A 16,753-nucleotide genomic window follows, 5' to 3' on the forward strand; every position below is an offset into this window, starting at 1 on the left:
TGCGATTGCGCTATCATCACAGGAACTCTGGAGCGTTCCGTGTTATTGCAAAAAGACTTCAATCCCGCTCTCAATACCGTCACGGCCTACGGGGAACACCACCTGGAAATCAACCGGGTCCGGTTCGAGACCGCCGTCTGCTTCGGGCCCGAGGGCCCTGTGCGCAACGTCGAACTGCAGACGGCGGCGGACATCGACGCGACTTTCCTGAAGTCCCTGGTCGGCCTGGACGCCGCCCCCCGGGACCCGCTGGCTTTCCTGGACGACGCGCCCGCCGCGCTGCCCGAAGGCGCCCCCGAAGTGCTGCTGATCGGCACGGGGACGCGACAGATATTCCTTTCCCCTGAAGTCACGCGCCCCCTGCTGCAGCTGGGCATCGGCGTCGAGACCATGACCACCCAGGCCGCCGCCCGCACCTACAACATCCTCATGTCCGAGGAACGGCGCGTCCTGGCCCTGCTACTACCCGGAGATCCCCGCGCATGACATCCGTTGCCACCGGCCAGGCCCTGCCCGCCTTCCAGGCCAGTTCCACCCACGGCCCCGTCGATTCCGCCGCCTTGCAGGGCACGCCCTTCGTCCTCTATTTCTATCCCAAGGACAACACCCCGGGCTGCACCACGGAATCCCAGGATTTCCGCGACCTGCACGAACAGTTCCTGGCCATCGGCTGCCGGGTCTACGGCATTTCCCGCGATTCGCTGAAATCCCACGAAAACTTCACGGACAAGCAAAGCCTGCCCTTCCCGCTCATCTCCGACCCGGACGAGACCCTGTGCGGCCTGTTCGACGTCATGAAGCAGAAGAACATGTACGGCAAGCAGGTGCGCGGCATCGACCGCAGCACGTTCCTGATCGACCGGCGCGGCGTGCTGGTCCAGGAATGGCGCGGCGTGCGTGTCCCCGGCCATGCCGAGGAAGTCCTGCAAGCCGCCCGGAACCTGGCCGTCTAAGTCCACCACAGGAGCCTTCATGCCCCTTCCCAAACCGCCGGCTCGCCTCGGCGACATCGTGGAACCCGGCCTTGCCGCCAGTCGGCAGGCCATCTCCGACGCTCCTCCCGCGGCGCACGCCGCCGCAACGCCCGCCGCCGCGCCGTCCCGATCCAAGCGGCCGCTGGCGGCCATCCTGACGAAATCCGCCGCGCACGCGCCTGCGCCCGCCGCGCCCGCCGCCAAGGCGGCTCCGGTCAAGGCGAGCCCGGCCAAGGCGGCCCCCGCGCCGGCCCCGGCCGTCGTCGAGGCGCCCGCGGCGGCGGCCGAACCGGCCCCCCGTGCGCGCGACGCCGCCCGCGCGGACGCCGGCCGGCCGGCCGCGCCGCTCGAAGCGGCCAAGGCCGCCAGGCCCGCGGCGCCCGCCAGGACGAAGTCCAAGCGCCTGCCCGCCGCTCAGCGCAAGCTGTTCGTGCTGGACACCAACGTGCTGCTGCACGACCCCAGTTCGCTGTTCCGTTTCGCCGAGCACGACGTGTTCCTGCCCATGATCGTGCTCGAAGAGCTGGATCACCAGAAAAAGGGCATGTCCGAAGTCGCCCGCAACGCCCGGCAGGTCAGCCGCGCGCTGGACGAACTGATCGCCACGGGCGATCTCAACAAGGGCATCCCCCTGGACGCGTCCGGCAACAAGGACGCCCTGGGCTTGCTGTACTTCCAGACCCGTCCCACGGAAACCCGCCTGCCGATCGAACTGCCCATGGGCAAGGCGGACAACGTCATCCTCAGCATCGTCCACGGCCTGCGCCAGGAATCGCCCAAGCGCGAAATCGTGCTGGTGTCCAAGGACATCAACATGCGCCTGAAGGCGCGCGCCCTGAACCTGCCGGCGGAAGACTACCTGAACGACCACGTGCTGGACGATTCGGACCTACTGTACGACGGCATCATGCCGCTGCCGGAAAACTTCTGGATCAAGCACGGCAAGGACATCGAATCCTGGCAGCAGAACGGCCTGACCTGGTATCGCGTGCGCGGCCCCCTATGCAGCCAGTTCAGCGTCAATGAGTTCGTCTACTACGACGGGGACATGCCCCTGTCGGCCCAGGTGCGCGAAGTCACCGGCAAGAGCGCCGTGCTGGCCACCCTGCGCGACTTCAGCCATGCCAAGAACAGCGTCTGGGGCATCACGGCGCGCAACCGGGAACAGAATTTCGCCCTGAACCTGCTGATGAATCCGGACATCGACTTCGTCTCGCTGCTGGGGCAGGCCGGCACGGGCAAGACCCTGCTGACGCTGGCCAGCGCCCTGGCGCAGACCTTCGAGACCAAGCGCTACACGGAAATCATCATCACCCGCGCCACGGTGCCGGTGGGCGACGACATCGGCTTCCTGCCCGGGACCGAGGAAGAAAAGATGCTGCCCTGGATGGGCGCCCTGGAAGACAATCTGGAAGTCCTGCACCAGGGGGCCGGTGGCGCGATCAGCACCAACGGCAACGGCCAGGACTGGAACAAGACCCCGGCCATGGACCTCATCCGTTCGCGCATCAAGGTCAAGTCCCTGAACTTCATGCGCGGGCGCACCTTCCTGAACAAGTTCCTGATCATCGACGAGGCCCAGAACCTGACGCCCAAGCAGATGAAGACCCTGATCACGCGGGCCGGCCCGGGCACCAAGATCGTCTGCCTGGGCAACATCGCGCAGATCGACACGCCCTACCTGACCGAAGGCAGTTCCGGCCTGACCTACGTGGTGGACCGCTTCAAGGGCTGGCTGCACGCCGGGCACATCACCCTGCAGCGCGGCGAACGGTCCCGCCTGGCCGACTATGCCACCGACGCCCTCTGACGCGCCCGGGCCCGCGCACGCCTCGCTGCCTCTGGCCTTCACGCTGGGGGACGCGGCGGGCATCGGACCGGAGCTGATCGCGCGCCTGTTCGACGAAGGCCTGCCCCACCCCGCCGTGGTCTACGGAGACGCCGGCGCGCTGGAGCGCGCCTGCCGGGCGCTGGGCCTGGACGGCCGCCTGCGGGTCCGGACGCTGGACCATCCCGGCGCCGGCACCACGGGCGGCGTCATCGGGGTCCTGAACCGCTGGCAGGCCCTGCCCGACGACCTGCCCCCCGGGCGCCTGGACGCCCGCGCGGGGCGCGGGGCCTACGAATACCTGTGCCACGCCATCGACGACGCCCAGGCGGGACTCCTGCGGGCGCTGGTGACGGCCCCGCTGCACAAGGGCGCCATGCACGCCGGCGGAGCGGACTTCCCCGGCCACACGGAAATCCTGGCGCAGCGCACCGGCACGGCGGACTACGCCATGATGCTGGCCAACGAGGAACTGCGGGTGCTGCTGGTGACGATCCACATCGCCCTGGCGGACGTGCCCGCCGCGCTCAGCCAGGCGGCTGAAATCCGCGCCATCCGCCTGGCGCAGCGGGCCTGCCGGCAGGCCGGCATCGCCCGTCCCCGGATCGCGGTGGCGGGGCTCAACCCGCATGCCGGCGAAGGCGGAGCCTTCGGCGACGAGGAAGCGCGGCACATCGCGCCCGCCATCGCCCAGGCCCGGGCCGAAGGCCTGGACGCCTCCGGCCCCTGGCCGGGCGACACGATCTTCATGCGGGCGCGCCGGGGCGAATTCGACATCGTCGTGGCCCAGTATCACGACCAGGGGCTGATCCCCGTGAAATACCTGGGCCTGGACGAAGGCGTCAACGTGACAGTCGGCCTGCCCTTCGTGCGCACCAGCGTGGACCACGGCACGGCCTTCGACATCGCCGGCAAGGGCCTGGCCGACCCCGCCTCGCTGCGGGCGGCCCTGCGCATGGCGCTGCGCATGAGCGAGCACGAACCGTAAGGGTCGGAATGGCGCGGCCCGGCGAGCGGGCGAACGCGGTCCGCGCGAGGCGGGCCGGCGCCGCGATCAGAAGCCGGGGGCGGCCGAGAAATTCAGGAAGCGCGTGCTGGCGCCCTGGAAGGTCAGGCGCACGGTGCCGATGGGACCGTTACGCTGCTTGCCGATGATGATCTCCGCCGTGCCCTTGTCGGGCGAATCGGGGTTGTAGACCTCGTCGCGATAAATGAAGATGATCACGTCGGCGTCCTGCTCGATGGCGCCCGATTCGCGCAGGTCGCTCATGACCGGGCGCTTGTTGGGGCGCTGTTCCAGGCTGCGGTTCAGCTGCGACAAGGCGATCATCGGGCAGTTCAGTTCCTTGGCCAGGCCCTTCAGCGAACGGCTGATCTCGGAAATTTCCGTGGCGCGGTTCTCGCCGCCGTTGCCCGACATGAGCTGGATATAGTCGATGATGATCAGGCCCAGCTGGCCGCACTGGCGCGACAGGCGCCGGGCGCGGGCGCGGACCTCCATGGCCGTCAGCGCCGGAGTTTCGTCGATGTAGATCTGCGCCTGCTCGACCTTCTGCACGGCGTGCGTCAGCCGCGGCCAGTCGTCCTGGTTCAGCTTGCCGGTGCGCATGCGGTGCTGATCCAGCATGCCCACCGAGCCGATCATGCGCATGGCCAGCTGCACGGCGCCCATTTCCATGGAAAACACCGCCACCGGCAGCCCCTGTTCGATGGCCACGTGTTCGCCGATGTTCATGGAAAAAGAAGTCTTCCCCATGGACGGACGTCCCGCCACGATCACCAGGTCGCCCGGCTGCAGGCCCGAGGTCATGCGGTCCAGGTCCTCGAAGCCCGTGGGCACGCCGGTGACGTCGGAGTCCCCTTCGCGGTGATAGAGTTCGTCGATGCGCTCCACCACCTGGGCCAGCAGGGGGCGGATCTCCTGGAATCCCGCCATGCCCCGGGCGCCCTCCTGGGCGATCTGGAACACCCGGGATTCGGCATCGTCCAGGATCTGGCGCGCTTCCTTGCCCTGCGGATTGAAGGCGGCGGCGGAAATCTCGTCGGCGATCGACACCAGCTTGCGCAGCATCGACCGTTCGCGCACGATCTCGGCATAGCGGCGGATGTTGGCCGCCGAGGGCGTGTTGTGCGCCAGGGCGTTCAGGTACGGCAGCCCTCCGGTTTCATCGGCCTTGCCGGCGTTCGTCAGGGACTCGTGCACCGTGATCACGTCGGCCGGCCGCGCCAGGCCCACCAGGCGGGTCACGTGCTGCCAGATCAGGCGATGGTCGAAGCGGTAGAAGTCGTCCTCGGTCAGGACGTCGGCGACGCGATCGAACGCGGCATTGTCCAGCAGCAGTCCGCCCAGGACCGATTGCTCGGCCTCGATGGAATGCGGCGGCACCCGCAGATAGTCCAGCTGGGTATCGTTTTCGATGTCCACCGTCAGTCCCTAAACTTGTCTCATCCAATGAAAAAGGCCGGCATGGAGCCGGCCTTTTGACGCTACCTTGCCATTCCTACTGAGAGAAATGTAGCACGGTACCGGGCATGGTGATCACGCCATTTCGCCCTGAACCGTCAGGGTGATGTCGGCCACCACGTCGGCGTGCAGGGCGACCTGCAACGGGAACTCGCCCACGGCCTTGATGGCGCCGTCCGGCATGCGGACCTGGCCCTTGTGCACGTCGGGGAAGCCGGCCTTTTGCAGGGCGGCCGCGACGTCCATGTTGGTGACGGAGCCGAATAGGCGGCCGTCGACACCGGCCTTCTGGCTGATGACGAAGGCGAAGCCGTGCAGCTTTTCCGACAGGGACTGGGCGGCGGCCAGCTTTTCGGCCTGCAGCTTTTCCAGTTCGGCGCGGCGGGCCTCGAATTCCTTCAGGGCGGCGTCGGTGGCGCGACGGGCGATCTTCTGGGGAATCAGGTAATTGCGGGCGTAGCCATCGCGCACGCGCACCACATCACCCAGGTTCCCGAGATTGACGACTTTTTCAAGCAGAATGACTTGCATGACGGGGACCTCGGTTTAGTTGTGGTTGTCGGTGTACGGCAACAGGGCCAGGAAGCGGGCGCGCTTGATGGCGGTGTCCAGCTGGCGCTGGTAGTGCGCCTTGGTGCCGGTCAGGCGGGCCGGGATGATCTTGCCGTTTTCCTGGATGAAATCGCGCAGGGTGTCCAGGTCCTTGTAGTCGATTTCCTCGACCTTGGCGACCGTGAAGCGGCAGAATTTGCGGCGCTTGAACAGCGGATTCTGTTGCCCGAATTTGCGTTTTTCTTTCGACTTCTTGAAGTAAGCCATGATGTTTGCCTTTGTCTGGTTCCGGGACGCGCCCGGAGGGTTCATTCAATGTGCCTGCGCAAGCTGCTGGATATGCAATACCAGCCGATCCGATCCTTGTCGCTGCGGCGCCAGGAATCCGGTGATCCTCACCTGGCTGCCCACAGGGGTCCTGGCCAGGGTCAGAGCGACGTCTCCCAGAGCCACCGCCTTGAATTCCATGGAAATCTGGCGGGGAAAGCCGGCTTCGAGGACCTGGGATTCATGGGCCAACTGCAACTGCAACACGGGCAGGCCTGCCGGTGTGTGACGCAGAGGCGGAATCTCGATCAGTGTCGCTGCCAGCTCGACTCGGTTCACGGATCTCGCGAGCGCCGGATCAGGAGTTCGACGATTCGGCGGAAGCCTTGCGGGCCTCTTCGCGTTCGACCGATTTCATCATGATCGACGGCTCGGTGTGAGCATGCTTGGTCTTGATGAACAGGTGACGCAGGATGGCGTCGTTGTAGCGGAACGAGTGTTCCAGTTCGTCCAGGGCGGACTGGCCGCACTCGATGTTAAAGCACACGTAGTGAGCCTTGACGAGCTTCTGGATCGGGTAGGCCAGCTGGCGGCGGCCCCAGTCTTCGACACGGTGGATCTGGCCGCCGTTGGTCGTGACCATGGTCTGGTAGCGCTCGATCATGGCGGGCACTTGCTCGCTTTGATCGGGATGCACGATAAACACTACTTCGTAGTGACGCATGAATGACTCCTTGTGGATATCTGCGATGTTGACAGACAGCCCGCCGGCACTGGCATGCCGCCCGATTGGACGGGCGGATATTCAGGAACGGTCGAGCAAGTAACCCGGCATTCTAGCACAGGATGGGCAAAGGCGTACCCTTTTCCAGGGCACGGCCCGGCGATCGGCGCGCGGCGTCCGGCGACGCGCACCCGCCCTGCGTCAGCGGCTGCTCACCACCGCATACGCCGAATGATTGTGTATGGATTCGAAGTTCTCGGCCTCGACCTCGTAGGCGGTGACGCCGGGCAGCCCCCGCAGCATGACGGCCACGTCGCGCACCAGGTCCTCGACGAACTTCGGGTTCTCGTAGGCGCGTTCGGTGACGAACTTCTCGTCGGCGCGCTTCAGCAGCCCCCACAGCTCGGATGAAGCCTGGGCCTCGATGCGCGGGATCAGCTCGTCCAGCGACGGCGCCTGGTCGGCCGCGCATTCGAGGCGCACGGTGACGTGCGAGCGCTGGTTGTGGGCGCCGTATTCGGAAATCGCCTTCGAGCAGGGGCACAGGCTGGTCACCGGCACCAGCACCCGCAGGGCGAAGGACGGCGCCCGGCCCCGCCGGGCCCGCACCGTCCAGCCGACCTGGTAATCCATCAGGCTGCGCACTCCCGACACCGGGGCGGCCTTTTCGACGAAATAGGGAAAGGCGGCGGCGATGTCGCCCGCGTCGGCCTGCAACTGATCGAGCATGGACCGGGCCATGGCGCACAGCGAGGCGGGAGTCATCGGCTGGCTGCGATGCGACTCGAGCAAGGCGATGAAGCGCGACATGTGGGTGCCTTTTTCCTCCGGCGGCAGGGCGACGGTCATCTCCCAGTCGGCGATGGTCGCTTGCGGCTGGGCGGCCGTGGCCACCAGCAGGGGGTGGCGCACGCCCCGCACGCCGACCCGCTGAATGGCGATATGCCGGGTATCGGCGCTGCTTTGCACGTCCGGCATGGTGATGACCGCCGGATCCAGCAGGGTGTTCATGAATGTGTCCTTTCCAAACGCTGGCGTATCGACGCCTCGATCCCTTGGGCATCCAGGCCGAGCCCGGCGAGGATGGCCTTCTGGTCCCCATGATCGATGAATTCATCCGGCAGCCCCAGCTGCAGGACCGGGCGCACGATCGCCTCCCGATGCAGGTATTCCGCCACCGCGCTGCCCGCGCCCCCCATGATCGCTGCCTCTTCGACCGTGACGAACAGCGTGTGCTCGTCCGCCAGTTGCGAAAGCAGCGCTTCGTCCAGCGGCTTGACGAAGCGCATGTCCACCAGGGTGGCGTCCAGGGCCTCGGCGGCCTGGGCGGCCTGCGGCAGCAGGGTGCCGAACACCAGGATGGCGACGTCCCTGCCCTGGCGACGCACGACGCCGCGGCCGATGTCCACCGGTTCCAGGCTGTCGCCCGGATCGGCGCCGCACCCCGCCCCGCGCGGATAGCGCACCGAAGCCGGCCCCGGATGGCGATAGCAGGTGTTGAGCAGCAGCCGGGCCTCGTGTTCGTCCGAGGGCGTGGCCACCACCATGTTGGGCACGCAGCGCAGGAAGGCGATGTCGTAATTGCCGGCATGAGTGGCGCCGTCGGCGCCGACGATGCCGGCGCGGTCCAGGGCGAAGGTCACGTCCAGGTTCTGCAGGGCCACGTCGTGGATCAACTGGTCGTAGCCGCGCTGCAGGAAGGTCGAATAGATGGCCACGACCGGCTTGCTGCCTTCGCAGGCCAGGCCGGCGGCGAAGGTGACGGCGTGCTGTTCGGCGATGCCGACGTCGAAATAGCGCTGCGGAAACTGGCGCTCGAATTCGACCAGCCCGCTGCCCTCGCGCATGGCCGGCGTGATGCCGACCAGGCGGGTGTCGCTGGCCGCCATGTCGCACAGCCAGCGGCCGAACACCTGGGTGAAGGTGCGGCGGGCGGGCTGGGCGGGCTTCTGGATGCCGATCGAGGGATCGAATTTCCCCGGCCCGTGATACAGCACGGGATCGGCCTCGGCCAGCTTGTACCCCTGCCCCTTGCGGGTGACGACGTGCAGGAACTGCAGGCCCTTGAGCGCGCGGATGTTTTCCAGCGTCGGAATCAGGGCTTCCAGGTCGTGGCCGTCGATGGGCCCCATGTAGTTGAAGCCCAGTTCCTCGAACAGCGTGGCCGGCGAGAGCATGCCCTTGGCGTGGCCTTCGAGCTTGCGCGCCAGCGCCAATGCCGGCGGCACGTGCTGCAGCATGGCCCGCCCCATCATCTTGGCGCGGGCGTAGAACTGTCCGGACAGCAGCCGGGCGAAGTAGTAGTTCAGGGCCCCGACCGGCGGCGAGATCGACATGTCGTTGTCGTTCAGGACCACCAGCAGGTTGACGTCGGGCGTGACGCCGGCGTTGTTCAGGGCCTCGAAGGCCATGCCCGCCGTCATGGCGCCGTCGCCGATCACGGCGATGTGCTGGCGGTCGATGCCCGCGTTGCGGGCGGCCACGGCCATGCCCAGCGCCGCCGAGATCGAGGTCGAGGAATGCGCGGTGCCGAAGGCGTCGTAGGGCGATTCGCTGCGCTTGGGAAAGCCGGACATCCCGCCCATCTGCCGCAGGCCGGCCATGGCCTGGCGCCGTCCGGTCAGGATCTTGTGCGGATAGGACTGGTGGCCGACGTCCCAGATCAGGCGGTCATCGGGCGTGTTGAAGGCGTAATGCAGCGCCAGCGTCAGTTCGACCGTGCCCAGGTTCGAGGACAGGTGCCCCCCCGTGCGGGCCACGGAATCCAGCACGAAAGCCCGCAGCTCGGCGGCCACGTCCTTCAGTTCCCGCCGATCCAGACGGCGCAGGTCGGCCGGCGAGGCGATTCCTTCCAATAGAGTTGTCATCTTGTCTTCTTCATGTCGGCCCGGACCCGGGATTCAGTGGGTCCGGCCAATGATGTAATCAGCCAGTTCGCGCAGCCGGCAGGCCGAAGGCCCCAGCGGCAGCAGGGCCTGGTGGGCCTGCTCGCGCAGATTCAGCAGCAGTTCGCGGGAAGCGTCCAGCCCCAGGATGGATACGTAGGTGGGCTTGCCCTGCGCGGCATCCTTGCCGGCGGTCTTGCCCAGGGTCGCGGAATCCGCCGTGACGTCCAGAATATCATCGACGACCTGAAACGCCAGCCCCATGGCGGCCGCATAGGATTCCAGACCGGTGCGCACCGTGGAGCTGGCCCCGGCCACCACCCCGCCCAGCAGCACGCTGGCTTCGAGCAGGGCACCGGTCTTCATGCGGTGCATGCGCTGCAGGGATTCGATGGACAGGGCATGGCCCACGCTGGCGCAATCGATGGCCTGCCCGCCCACCATGCCGTCGCTGCCCGCCGCGCGCGCCAGCAGCTGCACGGCCTGGACGATCAGCGCCGGCGCGATCGGCATCTGCACCAGGCAATCGAAGGCCAGCGGCTGCAGCGCATCGCCCGCCAGCATGGCCAGCGCCTCGTCGTCGAACTGGCGATGCACGGTCGGGCGGCCGCGTCGCAGATCGTCGTCGTCCATGCAGGGCAGATCGTCGTGGATCAGGGAATAGGCGTGGATCAGTTCCACCGCCGCCGCCGCCCCGTCCAGAGCCAGATCCTGGGCCGCAGCGGCCACCCCCGGGGTGCAGCTGGCCTCGCCCGCCGCCAGCACCAGGGCCGCGCGGATGCGCTTGCCCGGCCCCAGCACGGCATACCGCATGGCTTCGTGCAGACGCGCGGGACCGTCGTCCTCCAGGGGCGGGAGCACGTCATCGAGCACCCCGCCGACGCGGGCGACGGCGTCCTGCAGCCACTGATCAAAATTGCCGGCCGTCGCGGTCATGACGCGTCCTGCCCCGGAGCGCCCTCGAAGGGTTCCAGCAGCTGTCCCTGGAGCACCTGCACCTGCTGCTCGGCGGCATCCAGCCGCTGCTGGCAGACGCGGGCCAGCGCCACCCCGCGCTGATACAGCGCGATGGATTCTTCCAGGCCCAGAGTGCCGTCGCTCATGCGGGCCGCCAGCGATTCAAGTTCAGCCAGCGCGGATTCGAAATCGGCGGGCAGTGCCTCCGGCGCCGGCGAAGCATCGGGGCTCGGCGCGTTTTTTTCCTTGGCCATGGGGTGTCATCATTGAAGTCCAGACTGGATTGTACGAGAACCCCGGGGCCGGGTGAAAATGACGGCCCGACGAGCCCCGGGGCGACCCTGAAAATGGGCCCGGGCCGACTGGGGTACAATTTTGGCCCCTGTCCCGTCCCCGACGGGCATTTTCTTCGCTCCGGCCCGCATTCCGGCCGGCATCATTCTTGGCGGGGGGAATCATGAGCTACCCAACCATCCCTTCCGGCGCGGACCTGGCCAGCCAGTTGCCCGTCCATCATTATTTCGATCCGGCCGTCCTGGCGCAGGAACGCCGGCAGATCTTCGCCCACAGCGCCCGCTACGTCGGCCACGAACAGATGGTGCCGGAATCGGGCGACTGGCGCACCCTGACCCATGAAGGCGGCGGCCGCGTGCTGCTGCGCGACCGCCACGACGTGCGCCTGCTGTCCAACGTGTGCCGCCACCGCCAGGCGCTGATGCTGGGCAGCCAGAACGGCAGCGACGCGTCCTGCGCATCCGGCAACCTGTGCCAGACCGGCGGGCGCATCCTGTGTCCGGTGCACCACTGGAGCTACGACACCCAGGGCAGGCTGCTGGACGCGCCCCTGTTTCCGGAGCAGCCGGACGCCCGGCTGGTGGATTTTCCGCTGCACCGCTACCACGGCCTGCTCTTCGAAGGCGAACGCCACCCCGCGCAGGACCTGGACGGCCTGTTCGCCCGCCCGGAATTCGATTTCAGCGACTACCAGCTGGACCACGTCGAGGTTCACACCTGCCGTTACAACTGGAAGACCTTCATCGAGGTCTACCTGGAGGACTACCACGTCGGCCCCTTCCATCCGGGTCTGGGGCAGTTCGTGACCTGCGACGACCTGAGCTGGGAATTCGGCGAATTCCACAGCATGCAGAAAGTCGGCGTGCACCAGGCCCTGGGGCAGCCGGGCACGGACATCTACGGCACATGGCACGACCGCCTGCTGCAATACCGCTCGGGGTCGGCGCCGGACTTCGGCGCGATCTGGGTGACGTACTTCCCCACCCACATGATCGAGCTCTATCCGCACGTGCTGGTGCTGTCGACCCTGCATCCGGTCGGCCCCCAGGAAACGGTCAACGTCATCGAGTTCTACTACCCGGAGGAAATCGTCGCCTTCGAGCGCGAGTTCATCGAGGCCCAGCGGGCCGCCTACATGGAAACGGCCGTGGAGGACGACGAGATCGGCGAACGGATGGACGCCGGGCGCCGCGCCCTGATGAAACGCGGCGTCAACGAATGCGGCCCCTATCAAAGCCCGCTGGAAGACGGGATGGCGCATTTCCACGCCTGGTACCGGCGCATGATGAGCCCGGACGCGGATCAGTCCCCCGCGGACTGATCCGCGCCTGGCGAATCGGGGCGCCTTGCCAGGCGCAAGGCGGGGGATCCCGCGAAAGTCAGCGGCCGCGGGCCACCGGCCGTTCGGGGTCGCTGCACCATTCGCTCCAGGACCCGGGATACAGGGCGGAACCCCGCAGGCCTGCCAGTTCCATGGCAAAGACGTTGTGGCAGGCCGTGATGCCCGAGCCGCACTGGTGCACGATGCCGCGATCCAGCCGGCTGCCCAGCAGGGACTCGAATTCCTGGCGCAGGCGCGCCGGAGACTTGAAGCGGCCGTCGGCTTCCACGTTCTGCGAGAAGGGCCGGTTCAGGGCGCCCGGGATGTGCCCGCCCACGGGATCCATGGGTTCGACCTCGCCGCTGAAGCGCTCGGGCGCCCGGGCGTCCAGCACGGTGAAACGGGGTTCGTCCAGATTGGCCAGCACTGCCCGCGCATCCACGGCCGGCATGGAGGGCTGCCCGGTCAGCACCAGGCCCTGCAAGGCCTGGGCCTCGCTGACGGAGGCCGTCCGGGGGCCGGTTTCCACGGCGCCGCCCAGCGCCTGCCAGGCGGCCCAGCCGCCGTCGAGCACCGCCACCGATTCATGCCCCAGCCAGCGCAGCATCCACCACAGATGGGCGGCGAACATGCTGTTGCCCGCATCGTAGACCACGACATCGGAACGCGCCGTCAGGCCCTGAGTCCGCATCAGGGCGGCGAAATCGGCCCGGTCCGGCAGGGGATGCCGGCCGTTGCGGCCGGTGCGCGGCGCGCTCAGCTGGGCTTCGTGATCCAGATACAGGGCGCCCGGGATGTGGCCGGCCTCGTAGGCGCGGCGGCCCGCCTGATGATCGGCCAGATCATGGCGCACATCGAACACCAGGCAGCCCGGACGGCTCAGACGATCACGCAATGCCTCGGCCTGAATCAGTAAGTCGGTCATGATGGGTTTACCTCCTTGGTCTGCGGAGCCCCTGCGGGCGGGCGGCTGCTGCCCCGCAGGGTGCGGGATTCCATATGCGTGCGCCACACCGACAGCAGACCCGAGCCGATAATGAGCGCCATGCCGGCCCAGGCCAGCGGAGCCGGCCGATCACCCCAGAACAGGATGCCGATCAGCGCGGCAAAGATGATGGTGGTGTACTGCAGGGCGGCCGTCAACAGGGTAGACCCCAAGCCGAAAGCCCGCGTCATGGTCAACTGTCCCACCAGGCCTGCCAGCCCCAGTCCGGTCAGGGCCAGCAGCGCCAGGGGATCGGACGTGCGCCACCCCTGCGCGCCGATGCCGACCACGCCGCTGATGCACACGCCGATGGAAAACAGCAGCACGGTGCGCCATTCCGGTTCGCCGATCTGGCCCAGCTGGCGGATCTGCATCATGGCGATGGCCGCCAGGCCGCCCGCCCCCAGCCCCATCAGGGCGGCCAGCCATTGATCGTGCTCGACGCTGGGCCGCAGAATGCCCAGCACCCCCAGGAAGCCGGCCAGCACCGCCAGGACGCGGACGGGGTCGCGCTGCGCGCCGCCGAAGAACAGCAGCCAGCCGGCGATGAACAGCGGCGCGGTGTAGTTCAGGCTGATGGCGGTGGGCAGGGCCAGATGCGACAGGGCGAAGAACCCCAGCCACATGGAGGCGATCCCGCTGATGTTGCGCCAGACGTGCAGGCGCCAGCTGGAAGGACGAATGGTGCGGCGCGTGGATCGCGCCCAGAAAAACAGCAGCAGGACCGACGGGATGCCGCGAAACAGCACGATCTCGGGCAAGGTGGCGCCCAGGTCGGCCGCGACTTTGACGAAAGCCCCCATCATGGCGAACATCGCACAGGCCAGCAGCATCCACAAGGACTGCATGTTTGTCACCACAACCGGATACAGTTCGCAAAGCCGATACTATACACTTTGAGCCATCAAAACCGACTCGCGGAGCCATCCCCCACATGAAGCGCATCATTCTGTTTCTCGCCACCAACATGGCCGTCATGCTGGTGCTCAGCATCACCATGAACCTGCTGGGCGTCGGCCGCTACCTGACGGCCAACGGCATCGACCCGGCCCAGCTGCTGATCTTCGCGGCCCTCATCGGCTTCGGCGGCGCCTTCATCTCGCTGCTGATGAGCAAATGGATGGCCAAGACCAGCACGGGCGCCCAGGTCATCGATCCCCAGGCGCCGCGCAACCAGCGCGAAGCCTGGCTGGTGGATACCGTGCACCAGCTGGCCGACCGCGCCGGCATCGGCCGCCCGGAAGTCGCCATCTACGAAGGCGCCCCCAACGCCTTCGCCACCGGAGCCTTTCGCAACGACTCGCTGGTGGCGGTCTCCACGGGCCTGCTGTCGTCCATGTCCGAAGAGGAAGTCGCCGCCGTCCTGGGCCACGAGGTCTCGCACATCGCCAACGGCGACATGGTCACGCTCACCCTGATCCAGGGCGTGGTCAACACCTTCGTGATATTCCTGTCGCGCCTGGTGGGGTATTTCATCGACCGAGCCATCCTGAAGAACGAGCGCGGCGTGGGCATGGGCTACTACGCCAGCGTCTTCATCTGTGAAATCCTGTTCGGCGTCATCGCCTCGATCATCGTGGCCTGGTTCTCCCGGCAGCGCGAATACCGCGCCGACGCTGGTTCGGCCCGCCTGCTGGGTTCGCGCGAACCCATGATCCACGCCCTGGCGCGGCTGGGCGGCGTCGAGGCCGGCGAACTGCCCAAGTCCTTCCAGGCCTCCGGCATCACGGGCGGCGCGCTGGGCGCCCTGTTCGCCTCGCACCCGCCCATCGAGCAGCGCATCGAAGCCCTGCGCCGCCAGCAGGCCTGACACCGCGCCCCGGCATGAAGGAACTCCAGGTCATCATCGCCTTCAGCGGCTTCATCGCCTTGCTGCTGTGGGGGGTGCACATGGTGCAGACCGGCGTGCAGCGGGCCTTCGGCAAGGCCCTGGGGATGTGGATGGCGCGCGCCATGGGTTCCCTGCCCCGCGCCTTCAGCACCGGCCTGCTCATCACGGCCGCCATCCAGAGCAGCACGGCCACCGGCCTGATGATCGCCGGCTTCGCCATGGACGGGCTGGTCTCTCTGGTGCCGGGCCTGGCCGCCATGCTGGGCGCCAACGTGGGCACGACGCTGATCGTGCAGGCCCTGTCCTTCAATCCCACCGCCCTGGCGCCCGGCCTGATCCTGATCGGCGTCTGGATGTTCCGCCACTATGCGCCCGGGCGCGCCCGCGACCTGGGCCGGACGTTCATCGGCCTGGGCCTGCTGCTGCTGTCCCTGAACGAACTGGTCTCCATGTTCGAGCCGCTGAAAAGCGCTCCCATGCTGGGCACGGCGCTGGACGCCCTGGGCGACGCCCCGCTGCTGGCCCTGCTGGCCAGCACGGCGCTCACCTGGGCCTCCCATTCCAGCGTGGCCGTGGTGGTGCTCATCATGTCGCTGGCCCACCACGGCCTGGCCGATCCCATGCTGGCCTACACCCTGGTGCTGGGCGCCAACCTGGGCACGGCCATCAATCCGGTGCTGGAAGGCGGCCACGACGACAACCCCGCCTCCCGGCGGCTGCCGGTGGGCAATCTGGGCACCCGGGTCGCCGGCTGCCTGCTGGGCATGGCCCTGCTGCCCTGGTCGGGCGACATCATGCAGGCGCTGGGCGGCGACCCCGCCCACGGCGTGGCCAACTTTCACCTGATCTTCAACCTGATCGTGGCGGCCTGCTTCATGCCGGTCCTGCAGCCCTACGCCCATTTGCTGCAACGCCTGTTGCCGCACCGCAGCAACCCCGACGATCCGGCCCGGCCCCGCTACCTGGACGAGTCCGCCCGCGAAGTGCCGGCCGTGGCCCTCGGCCAGGCCGCCCGGGAATCCCTGCGGCTGACGGACCTGCTGCGCGAATCCCTGCAGCTGACGCAGCGCGCCCTGCTGCAGGAAGACGGCCAGGCCACCGGCCGCGCCCGCTACCTGAACGGCGCCATCGGCCAGCTGGACCAGTCCATCACCACCTATCTGGCCACGCTGGAGCAGGAAAGCCTCAGCCCCGACGACGAACAGTACCTGAAAGCCATCCTGACCTTCTCGATGAACATCGCCCACGCCGCCAGCGTCTCGGGCATGGGGCTGCTGGGCCATGCCAGCCGCCTGCACAAGAAGCACTGGTCGCTGGACGCCGAACAGCGGACCGAACTCACCGACACGCTGGACCGCCTGCAGCGCAATCTGCGCCAGGCGGCGTCGCTGTTCGTGTCCGGAGACCGCCAGGTGGCCCGCAACCTGGCCTTTGAAAAAGACTACTTCCGCACGCTCGAAGCCCAGGCGGCCGACCGCCACCTGGAACGCATCAAGACCGGCCGCCTGGATGCCGCCGATCTCGGCGCCTTCTACCTGGAAGTGCTGCGCGACGCCGGCGGCGTGAACGCCTATCTGGTCAACGCCGCCGCCTACCCGATCCTGGCGCGCCACGGCGAGCTGCGCCCCAACCGGCTGCGCGACGCCGACTGAATCCGCGTCCCGCGGAACG

Annotated in this window: 18 protein-coding genes; 7 read left to right on the forward strand and 11 right to left on the reverse strand. The window is 67.6% G+C overall.

Going from position 1 to position 16,753, the window contains the following annotated elements:
• Nucleotides 1-39: 39 nt before the first annotated feature.
• From Q0263_RS07780 to pdxA, 4 genes are read left to right on the forward strand one after another with little or no spacing between them, the layout of a single operon-like run.
• Nucleotides 40-486, forward strand: coding sequence for an MTH938/NDUFAF3 family protein (locus tag Q0263_RS07780; RefSeq protein ID WP_298015045.1), 447 nt, complete (start codon nucleotides 40-42; stop codon nucleotides 484-486).
• Nucleotides 483-953 carry a peroxiredoxin gene (locus Q0263_RS07785; protein WP_298015047.1) on the forward strand — a complete coding sequence of 157 codons (471 nt, stop codon included), beginning with the start codon at nucleotides 483-485 and terminating at the stop codon, nucleotides 951-953. The genes Q0263_RS07780 and Q0263_RS07785 overlap by 4 nt, the downstream gene beginning before the upstream one ends.
• Before the next feature lie 19 nt (nucleotides 954-972).
• Complete coding sequence (locus tag Q0263_RS07790; protein ID WP_298015049.1) at nucleotides 973-2,784, forward strand: PhoH family protein; 1,812 nt, start codon at nucleotides 973-975, stop codon at nucleotides 2,782-2,784.
• Entirely contained in the window at nucleotides 2,765-3,790 is a 1,026-nt protein-coding gene (gene pdxA / locus Q0263_RS07795) for a 4-hydroxythreonine-4-phosphate dehydrogenase PdxA (protein WP_298015051.1), read from the forward strand. The genes Q0263_RS07790 and pdxA overlap by 20 nt, the downstream gene beginning before the upstream one ends.
• Before the next feature lie 66 nt (nucleotides 3,791-3,856).
• Here the strand turns inward: pdxA and Q0263_RS07800 are convergent, their stop codons facing one another.
• The 9 genes from Q0263_RS07800 to Q0263_RS07840 form a co-directional block, all read right to left on the reverse strand.
• Nucleotides 3,857-5,227, reverse strand: coding sequence for a replicative DNA helicase (locus Q0263_RS07800; RefSeq protein ID WP_298015053.1), 1,371 nt, complete (start codon nucleotides 5,225-5,227; stop codon nucleotides 3,857-3,859).
• 114 nt (nucleotides 5,228-5,341) lie between these two features.
• On the reverse strand, nucleotides 5,342-5,797 hold the full coding sequence (gene rplI / locus Q0263_RS07805) for a 50S ribosomal protein L9 (protein WP_298015055.1): 456 nt from the start codon (nucleotides 5,795-5,797) through the stop codon (nucleotides 5,342-5,344).
• 15 nt (nucleotides 5,798-5,812) lie between these two features.
• Nucleotides 5,813-6,085, reverse strand: coding sequence for a 30S ribosomal protein S18 (gene rpsR, locus Q0263_RS07810; protein WP_066456389.1), 273 nt, complete (start codon nucleotides 6,083-6,085; stop codon nucleotides 5,813-5,815).
• A 45-nt stretch (nucleotides 6,086-6,130) separates the two neighbouring features.
• Nucleotides 6,131-6,424 (reverse strand): primosomal replication protein N, encoded by a 294-nt coding sequence (gene priB, locus Q0263_RS07815; RefSeq protein WP_298015058.1) that lies wholly within the window; start codon nucleotides 6,422-6,424, stop codon nucleotides 6,131-6,133.
• Between the two features lie 19 nt (nucleotides 6,425-6,443).
• Nucleotides 6,444-6,809 carry a 30S ribosomal protein S6 gene (rpsF, locus tag Q0263_RS07820; RefSeq protein WP_298015060.1) on the reverse strand — a complete coding sequence of 122 codons (366 nt, stop codon included), beginning with the start codon at nucleotides 6,807-6,809 and terminating at the stop codon, nucleotides 6,444-6,446.
• 201 nt (nucleotides 6,810-7,010) lie between these two features.
• Nucleotides 7,011-7,820: a GTP cyclohydrolase FolE2 gene (folE2, locus tag Q0263_RS07825; protein WP_298015062.1), complete on the reverse strand. Its 810-nt coding sequence runs from the start codon at nucleotides 7,818-7,820 to the stop codon at nucleotides 7,011-7,013.
• Complete coding sequence (gene dxs, locus Q0263_RS07830) at nucleotides 7,817-9,676, reverse strand: 1-deoxy-D-xylulose-5-phosphate synthase (protein ID WP_298015064.1); 1,860 nt, start codon at nucleotides 9,674-9,676, stop codon at nucleotides 7,817-7,819. Before dxs ends, folE2 begins: the two co-directional genes overlap by 4 nt.
• A 33-nt stretch (nucleotides 9,677-9,709) precedes the next feature.
• Entirely contained in the window at nucleotides 9,710-10,630 is a 921-nt protein-coding gene (locus Q0263_RS07835; RefSeq protein ID WP_298015066.1) for a polyprenyl synthetase family protein, read from the reverse strand.
• Complete coding sequence (locus tag Q0263_RS07840) at nucleotides 10,627-10,905, reverse strand: exodeoxyribonuclease VII small subunit (protein ID WP_298015068.1); 279 nt, start codon at nucleotides 10,903-10,905, stop codon at nucleotides 10,627-10,629. The genes Q0263_RS07835 and Q0263_RS07840 overlap by 4 nt, the downstream gene beginning before the upstream one ends.
• A gap of 203 nt (nucleotides 10,906-11,108) precedes the next feature.
• Here Q0263_RS07840 and Q0263_RS07845 point away from each other — a divergent pair, with 203 nt between their 5' ends.
• Nucleotides 11,109-12,266, forward strand: coding sequence for an aromatic ring-hydroxylating dioxygenase subunit alpha (locus Q0263_RS07845; RefSeq protein ID WP_298015070.1), 1,158 nt, complete (start codon nucleotides 11,109-11,111; stop codon nucleotides 12,264-12,266).
• Between the two features lie 58 nt (nucleotides 12,267-12,324).
• Here the strand turns inward: Q0263_RS07845 and Q0263_RS07850 are convergent, their stop codons facing one another.
• Entirely contained in the window at nucleotides 12,325-13,191 is an 867-nt protein-coding gene (locus Q0263_RS07850) for a sulfurtransferase (RefSeq protein WP_298015072.1), read from the reverse strand.
• A complete protein-coding gene (locus tag Q0263_RS07855; protein ID WP_298015074.1) occupies nucleotides 13,188-14,099 on the reverse strand; it encodes a DMT family transporter in 912 nt (303 codons plus the stop codon). Before Q0263_RS07855 ends, Q0263_RS07850 begins: the two co-directional genes overlap by 4 nt.
• 86 nt (nucleotides 14,100-14,185) lie before the next feature.
• Here Q0263_RS07855 and htpX point away from each other — a divergent pair, with 86 nt between their 5' ends.
• Nucleotides 14,186-15,061, forward strand: coding sequence for a protease HtpX (htpX, locus tag Q0263_RS07860; RefSeq protein ID WP_298015076.1), 876 nt, complete (start codon nucleotides 14,186-14,188; stop codon nucleotides 15,059-15,061).
• A 14-nt stretch (nucleotides 15,062-15,075) separates the two neighbouring features.
• Nucleotides 15,076-16,734 carry a Na/Pi cotransporter family protein gene (locus Q0263_RS07865; protein ID WP_298015078.1) on the forward strand — a complete coding sequence of 553 codons (1,659 nt, stop codon included), beginning with the start codon at nucleotides 15,076-15,078 and terminating at the stop codon, nucleotides 16,732-16,734.
• Nucleotides 16,735-16,753 lie beyond the last annotated feature (19 nt).

Source organism: uncultured Castellaniella sp., assembly GCF_937988725.1.
In the GTDB taxonomy this organism is placed as follows: Bacteria; Pseudomonadota; Gammaproteobacteria; order Burkholderiales; family Burkholderiaceae_B; genus Castellaniella.